This window comes from Arthrobacter sp. HMWF013 (assembly GCF_003061105.1).
In the GTDB taxonomy this organism is placed as follows: Bacteria; Actinomycetota; Actinomycetes; order Actinomycetales; family Micrococcaceae; genus Arthrobacter.
In genome coordinates this window covers 1-7,011 of record NZ_QAIQ01000157.1, presented here as the reverse complement: position 1 = coordinate 7,011, position 7,011 = coordinate 1, and the positions used below count along the sequence as shown (strand labels likewise).

Here is a 7,011-nt window from a genome sequence, read left to right as displayed (position 1 = left end):
CCGCCGTTCCTGCGCCTGGAGGATCGGAGCTGAGCCGAACCGTCGGCCTGTTTACCCGTTCAGGACAGTGATGGCATCTTCATCGGTCAGCTGTTCGAAGTGCCGGTAGAAGCTGCCCACGGCGCGGAACTTGCCGGGCAGGTGAAGGCACAGCACCGCATCGCAGACCCGCGAGACGGCCTCATCGGCCTCCACCGAACCCACCGGTGCGGCGGCAACCACTTTGGCCGCGCCGGCGGAGCGTGCCGCCTCCACCGCCGCACGCATGGTGGCTCCAGTTGCCAGGCCGTCGTCGACCAGCAGGACGGTCTTGCCCGAGAGGTCGTGGCGGATCCCCGGATAGGTGCCGGCTCTGCGAAGCAGTTCGGCCCGTTCCCGTTGCTCGACGTCGTCCAGCCATTCCTGCCGGACGCCATGGTCCAGAACGCGGGCTATCAGGGGGCGGTTGAGTACGCGTACTATCCGGCCGCCGGCCCACGCGAGTGCGCCGTACGCCGTTTCGTCATGGCCGGGAATGCCGAGCTTGCGGACCAGCACGGCGCCGAGGGGCAGGTAGAGGGCTTTGGCAGCCGCAGCCGCAACAGGGATTCCGCCGCGGGCAAGGCCCAGGACAATGGTGTCGGGACGTTCGCGGAACTGCGTCAGCACAGCCGCGAGTTGTTCGCCGGCATCAGTGCGGTCCTCAAAACGCGTGCTCATTGCTGCCTTTCAGGCTCTTTTTGCCCCCGCTTCCAGACTACCGTCAGGCGCAGGGGCGGCGGCAAGGACGGCCCGCTGACAGATGGCTGCCGCGGTGACCCAGATTGACCGCGGCCACGTCGATGGCCGCCTCGCCAACCGCGGATGAAGCCAGGCGTCAGACTGCCAGGAAAGCGATGGCACCCTGTTTGAAGGCGCGGCTGGTGATGGCGTTGGTGTGGTTCCGCCCGGCCAGCACCAGCTGTTCGGCCATGGAGCCGGCCTTGATCCCCAGTTCGGCCAGCCGGGGCATGGTGGCTGCGCGCTCGTCCTTATCGCCCGCCACCAGGAGCATCGGCATATGGGGCACAGCCTCGGCAGGGTCGAAGGGTTCATCCTTAATGGCCTCGACCAGTGAAAGCAGCGCGAAGATGTTGTTGCTCGGCATAAGCATGGCCATCTTCAGCAGCCCTGCCGTCGATTCGTCGGCGATGGGGGTCCCGTCGGCGAGGTAACGCTGCGCCGCCACGAGATCGAAGGCGGCCAGCGGATCACTGATGTTCGGCCCACCCAGGACCAGGCGATGGACAATTTCCGGCTGCGTGGCGCCGAACTCCCAGCCGAGGCGGGCACCCAGCGAATATCCCACCACATCCACCCCGCTGGAAGGGTCACCGTTGTGCAGGGGCCGCACGCCGGCGTCGAACGCTATCTGGAGCAGGTCTGCCCGGATCCGGCTGGGGGAGTAGGAATCGCGGTCTTCGGGTGCGCCGCTGCGGCCATGCCCGGGGAGATCGACGGTGATGACCCGCCGGCCGGCGTCGAGGAGCGCCGCAACCCATCCGGTGTCCTCCCAGTTCAGCTTGCCGGAGGACGAGAACCCGTGCAGCAGCAGGACGGGCCTGAGCCCAGCATCGGAGGCGGGGTCGTGCACCTGGACGAACAGCTGGGGATCTGTCCCTTCCACTGTGTGGGAGTGCATCTCGCCGGTGTGCCTGCCGCTCATGGTGTCAGTCCTCATCATCAGGTACGGCGCTCAGGCGGACCCGGCGCTTGGGTGCGTCATCCTTGGGACCATGCAGCGATTCGGGCAATACTGCCGTTATCACGAACACGATCAACGGCCCGCCGACATTGGTCTGTCGCCCTGCCCACCGAAGGTAGGCACCACTTTACCTGCCTGCGGACCGGGCAGTTCAACAGCGGTTTTTGCGGTAATCCACCGCTGCCGGACACTGGTTGCCCTCCGCCTGGCCCCGCCAGGCGGTGCGCAGGGCGGGCTTCAGCTGCGGTTGCCGGTTTCCTGGCGGGAGGCGGTAACCCGGGCGCTGATCCAGCACGCGGCGGCGAGGGCGGCGATGAGGGCGATGGTACTGAAGAGCTGGGAGCGGCTGCTCCCGGCGCTGAAACCCACGGCGAAGATCAGTCCGAGCAGCACCAGGCCAAAAATGGTCAGACCCGGGAACCATTTCATCCGCAAAGGCAGGGCCGTGCCGTTGCGGTCGGCCCGCCGCCGGAGAATCAGCTGCGAGACCAGGGCTGTACCCCACACTACGAGGCACGTTGAGCCGACCAGCTGGAAGAGGGCGGGCAGGATCCTGTCGGGGAACAGCAGTTCCAGGACCGTGGCGGCGAACCCAAATGCCACTGAGACGCCGACGGCGGGAATCGGCACGCTCTCCTTGCTCAGCCTGGCGAGGAATCCCGGGGCCTCGCCGCGTTCTGCGAGCGAGTACACCATGCGGGAAGCGCCGTAGAGGTTGGCGTTCAAGGCGGAGAGAAGGGCGACGACGGCCACCAGCGTGATGGCCGTGCCTGCGCCGGGGATCCGGGCTGCGTCCAGCACGCCGGCGAAGGGCGAGGAAAGGGCCTCGGAGGTGGCCGGAAGGACTGCGGCGATCACAAAGACGGAACCGATGTAAAAGACAAGGATCCGCCACAGGACAGTCCGGACGGCCTTGCCGACGCTGTGCTCCGGATCCTCGGTTTCCGCTGCGGCCACGGCAACGATCTCGGTTCCGCCGAAGGCGAAGATGACAACAAACAACGCCGTGGCGACTCCGCCCAAACCATTGGGAGCGAAATCCGCCGTGAGGTTGGCCAGTCCCGGGGAGGGCACATCAGGGAGGAGGCCCAACAGCAGTGCTGCACCGACGGCCAGGAACAGGACGATGGCAGCCACCTTCAGGATGGCGAACCAGAACTCGAACTCACCGAAATTCCTGACCCCCACCAGGTTGATGGCGGTGAACAGCATCATAAAGACCAGCGCCAGCGCCCAGACGGGAAGATCAGGCCAGACCGTGGCCAGCAGCCCGGCCGCACCGAGGGCTTCCGCGGCGATGACCACCACGAGTTGAAGCCACCAGAGCCAGCCAACCGTAGCGCCTGCAGTCTTTCCCAGGGCTTTCTCCGCATAGACCGAGAATGCGCCGCTCGTGGGGTGGGCGGCTGCCATTTCGCCCAGGGCCCACATCACCAGGATGATGAGTGTGCCGGCGGCAAGGTATGAGACCAGCACGGCAGGTCCGGCAGCCTGGATCCCGGCGCCGGAGCCCAGGAAGAGTCCGGCGCCGATGGCGCTTCCCAGCCCCATCATGGTGAGCTGGCGGGTCTTCATCGTGTGGCCGAGATGCTGCGCTTCGGGCCGCATCTGCGTGGACTTCAATGTCATGCCTGGGAACCTTCTTGGGGGTAGGGGTGTCCGCGTGGGGACCAATTGACATTACCGCCTAAAGTGACGGCCCGTGGTCGCGGGCCCTGCGACGGCCCCGCCGTCATTGGCGGTCCTGACCTGCCGTCTGCAGGGCGAAACATTTTGAATCGGACGGAAGTGGCCGTAGAATCAGTTCTAGTCATTGTGACTATAACTAACCGGACGGCATCAAAGCCGCGGGCCACAACGAAGGGCAGGTGGGCAACCATGTACGGCACGTCAGCAAACGTCTCCGAGCGTGCGGTTGCCGCACCTTCACTCGCCATCTCAACGGTCATCTTTGCCTTGCGGCCGAGTGTCTCTTCAGGCCGGCCCACCCTCTGGCTTCCCCTCGTCCGCAGGATCCGTGAGCCCTACAAGGACCTGTGGGCGCTGCCTGGAGGTCCGTTGACGCACACCGAATCGCTGCAGGACGCTGCGTCGCGGAACCTGCGCGAGACCACCGGGCTGGCCCCGAGCTACCTGGAGCAGCTCTACGCTTTCGGCGGCCTGCACCGCTCACCGACCCAGCGCGTGGTGTCGATTGTCTACTGGGCGCTGGTGCAGCCCACCGAGGCAGCCCTCGCCGACGAGTCCGAGAACGTGAAATGGTTCCGGGCCGACAAGGTGGGGGATCTGGCCTTCGACCACAACGCCATCGTCGAGTACGCGCTCTTCCGCCTGCGGAGCAAGCTGGCCTACGGCTCAGTGGCCTACCACTTCCTGGGGGAGTACTTCACGCTCGCCCAGGTCAGGGAAGTCTATGAGGCCGTCCTGGACACCCGCCTCGACCCGGCAAACTTCCGCCGCCAGCTCAAGGCCACCCCGGAGATCGAAGAAACCGGGGAATACCTCCAGGGCGGCAAACACCGCCCGCCACGTCTCTACCGCTTTACCGGCCGCCCCGGCCTCGACCCCGATAACAGGAGCACACCATGAGCGTCAATACAGCAATCCAGCTGATCACGCGGGAACAGGCCGAAAATGCGGCGAAGAGCGCAGCGGCAGGAAAGGCAACTGCCACCTGCAGCCCCGCCCTCGCCAAGGGCCCCTGGGAGTACGACCTCGCCGAAGCGCTCGCGGGTGTCCCCGCTTATGGTCCGGGCGCCTCCAACGCAGACGTGGCACCTGCCGCCACGCCACGTCAGGGCCAGCTGCCGGAAGAATACAAGCTCGCCAGCCATGGCGAACTTGATGTGCGCATCCGCGCTGCCAAGGAGAAGCTGGGCAGCCGGGCCGTCATCCTGGGCCACTTCTACCAGCGCGACGAAGTCATCCAGTACGCCGACTTCGTGGGCGACTCCTTCCAGCTCGCCAACGCCGCGCTGACCAGGCCCGACGCCGAGGCGATCATCTTCTGCGGTGTGCACTTCATGGCCGAGACCGCGGACATCCTGTCCACCCCGGAGCAGGCCGTGATCCTGCCCAACCTCGCGGCCGGCTGCTCGATGGCCGACATGGCCGATGCCGATTCCGTGGAGGAGTGCTGGGAACAGCTCGAGGAGATCTTCGGAACCGAGAAGGACGACGCCGGCCGCGTCCCGGTTATTCCGGTCACTTACATGAACTCCTCGGCAGCCCTGAAGGCGTTCTGCGGCCGCAACGGCGGCATCGTCTGCACCTCCTCCAACGCCAAAGTGGTCCTGGAATGGGCCTTCGAACGCGGCCAGCGGGTCCTGTTCTTCCCCGATCAGCACCTGGGCCGCAACACCGCCAAGGCCATGGGTGTCCCGCTTGAGCAGATGCCCATGTGGAACCCGCGGAAGGAGCTTGGCGGCAACGACGAACAGGCCCTGCTGGATTCCCGCGTCATCCTGTGGCACGGTTTCTGCTCGGTCCACAAGCGCTTTAACGTGGGGCAGATCGAGAAGGCCCGCGCCGATTTCCCCGGCGTCAACGTGATTGTCCACCCCGAGTGCCCCATGGAAGTTGTTGACGCTGCCGACTCGGCCGGATCGACCGATTTCATCAAGAAGGCCATCGCCGCGGCCACGGAACCCACCACGTTCGCCATCGGAACCGAAGTCAACATGGTCAACCGGCTGGCCGCCGAATACCCCCAGCACACCATCTTCTGCCTGGACCCGGTCATCTGCCCCTGCTCCACGATGTACCGGATCCACCCCGGCTACCTCGCCTGGGTCCTGGAGGAACTCGTGGAGGGCCGCATCGTTAACCGCATTACGGTCGCGGACAACGTGCAGGAAAGCGCCAGGACCGCCCTCGAGCGCATGCTCGCCGCGAGGCCGTAATGATGGGCACCAGCTCACGGCGTCTGGTCGTCGTTGGAAGCGGCATCGCGGGGTTGTACGCGGCACTGCTGGCGGCGGACGCGGGCACCGAGGTGGTGCTGCTGACCAAGGGGGCACTCGCGGAAAGCAACACGTGGTACGCCCAGGGCGGCATCTCGGCGGTCCTTGACGCCCCGGCGCCCGGTGACACTGTGGCGGCTCATATCGCCGACACCCTGAAGGCGGGGGCGGGTCACTGCAACGAAGAGGCAGTGCGGCTGCTGTGCACTGAAGCGCGCCGGGACATCGCCGGGCTTGGGCGCTTCGGTGTGCGGTTTGACCTGGACGACGACGGCGGCCCGGCCTTGGGACTCGAAGCCGCCCATTCCGCCCCGCGGATCCTGCACGCCGGCGGCGATGCCACCGGCGCCGGCGTGGCCGACGCCCTCATCCGTGCCGTCCTGGCGCGGCAGGCCAACGGAACTATCCAGCTGTTCCCCCACGCCCACGCCGCGGCCCTCGTTCAGACCGGCGGCAGGGTGACCGGGGTGACGTTCAGGCACGACGGCGGCACGGTCACCGCCGCGGGCGACGCAGTGCTGCTGGCAACCGGCGGGGCCGGCCGGCTCTTCGCCCAGACCCCCAACCCCGCAGTCGCCACCGCGGATGGCCTGGCTCTGGGCCGGCGTGCCGGTGCGGCCGTGGCAGACCTTGAGTTCTTCCAGTTCCACCCCACCTGCCTGGTACACCCTGCAGCGGGCTCCGGGTCCGGCGCCGAACCTGAGCCGCTGCTCATCTCAGAGGCGGTCCGCGGCGAAGGTGCCACCCTGATTGATACGCGCGGAGTACGGTTTATGCCCGGTTACCATCCGGACGGCGAACTCGCCCCCCGCGACGTCGTCTCCCGCAGCATCGCCCTGCACCTTGCCAAGCTGGGCGACCCCAATGGCCACGTGTACCTCGACGCGAGGGTGGTGGAGGCATGCCACGGCAAGGGTTACCTGGCCAGGCGCTTCCCGACCCTGACCGTCCGCACCCGCGAGGCCGGCATCGACTGGACCCGCGAACTGGTGCCTGTTGCTCCTGCCGCCCACTATTGGATGGGCGGCCTCACCACCGACCTCCACGCCCGCACCACCGTGCCCGGACTCTACGCGGCCGGCGAAGTTGCCTGCACCGGAGTGCACGGCGCAAACCGTCTGGCCAGCAATTCCCTCCTCGAAGGGCTTGTGTTCGGGCAGCGCGCGGTTGAAAGCTTCCTGCGGGGTGAGACTTGGGTGTCGCCCGACGCTGTTCCTCCGCTCGCTTCCGGAATACCCTCGGTCGACGACGGGGAGTACAGTCTGGGTGCCTGGCCGGAAAGACAACACGCCCCGGCGCCCGGTGCTGTTGGGTCAGTGCACGAGC

The 7,011-nt window shown here is 66.8% G+C and carries 6 protein-coding genes; 3 read left to right on the top strand and 3 right to left on the bottom strand.

Annotated features, from left to right (window positions below; translation table 11 throughout):
• Positions 1-51: 51 nt before the first annotated feature.
• The 3 genes from DBR22_RS07245 to DBR22_RS07235 all read right to left on the bottom strand — a co-directional run bounded on the left by DBR22_RS07245 (position 52) and on the right by DBR22_RS07235 (position 3,352).
• A complete protein-coding gene (locus DBR22_RS07245) occupies positions 52-699 on the bottom strand; it encodes a phosphoribosyltransferase (protein WP_108598449.1) in 648 nt (215 codons plus the stop codon).
• A gap of 157 nt (positions 700-856) precedes the next feature.
• Complete coding sequence (locus DBR22_RS07240; protein WP_108598450.1) at positions 857-1,684, bottom strand: alpha/beta fold hydrolase; 828 nt, start codon at positions 1,682-1,684, stop codon at positions 857-859.
• A gap of 276 nt (positions 1,685-1,960) precedes the next feature.
• Positions 1,961-3,352, bottom strand: coding sequence for an amino acid permease (locus DBR22_RS07235; protein ID WP_108598448.1), 1,392 nt, complete (start codon positions 3,350-3,352; stop codon positions 1,961-1,963).
• Between the two features lie 249 nt (positions 3,353-3,601).
• Here DBR22_RS07235 and DBR22_RS07230 point away from each other — a divergent pair, with 249 nt between their 5' ends.
• The 3 genes from DBR22_RS07230 to nadB all read left to right on the top strand — a co-directional run.
• Positions 3,602-4,312, top strand: a complete 711-nt coding sequence (locus tag DBR22_RS07230) for an NUDIX hydrolase (RefSeq protein ID WP_108598447.1) — start codon at positions 3,602-3,604, stop codon at positions 4,310-4,312.
• Complete coding sequence (gene nadA, locus DBR22_RS07225; RefSeq protein ID WP_108598446.1) at positions 4,309-5,625, top strand: quinolinate synthase NadA; 1,317 nt, start codon at positions 4,309-4,311, stop codon at positions 5,623-5,625. Before DBR22_RS07230 ends, nadA begins: the two co-directional genes overlap by 4 nt.
• Positions 5,626-5,627: 2 nt before the next feature.
• The coding region (nadB, locus tag DBR22_RS07220; RefSeq protein WP_258229080.1) for an L-aspartate oxidase at positions 5,628-7,011 on the top strand (1,384 nt) is incomplete at its 3' end.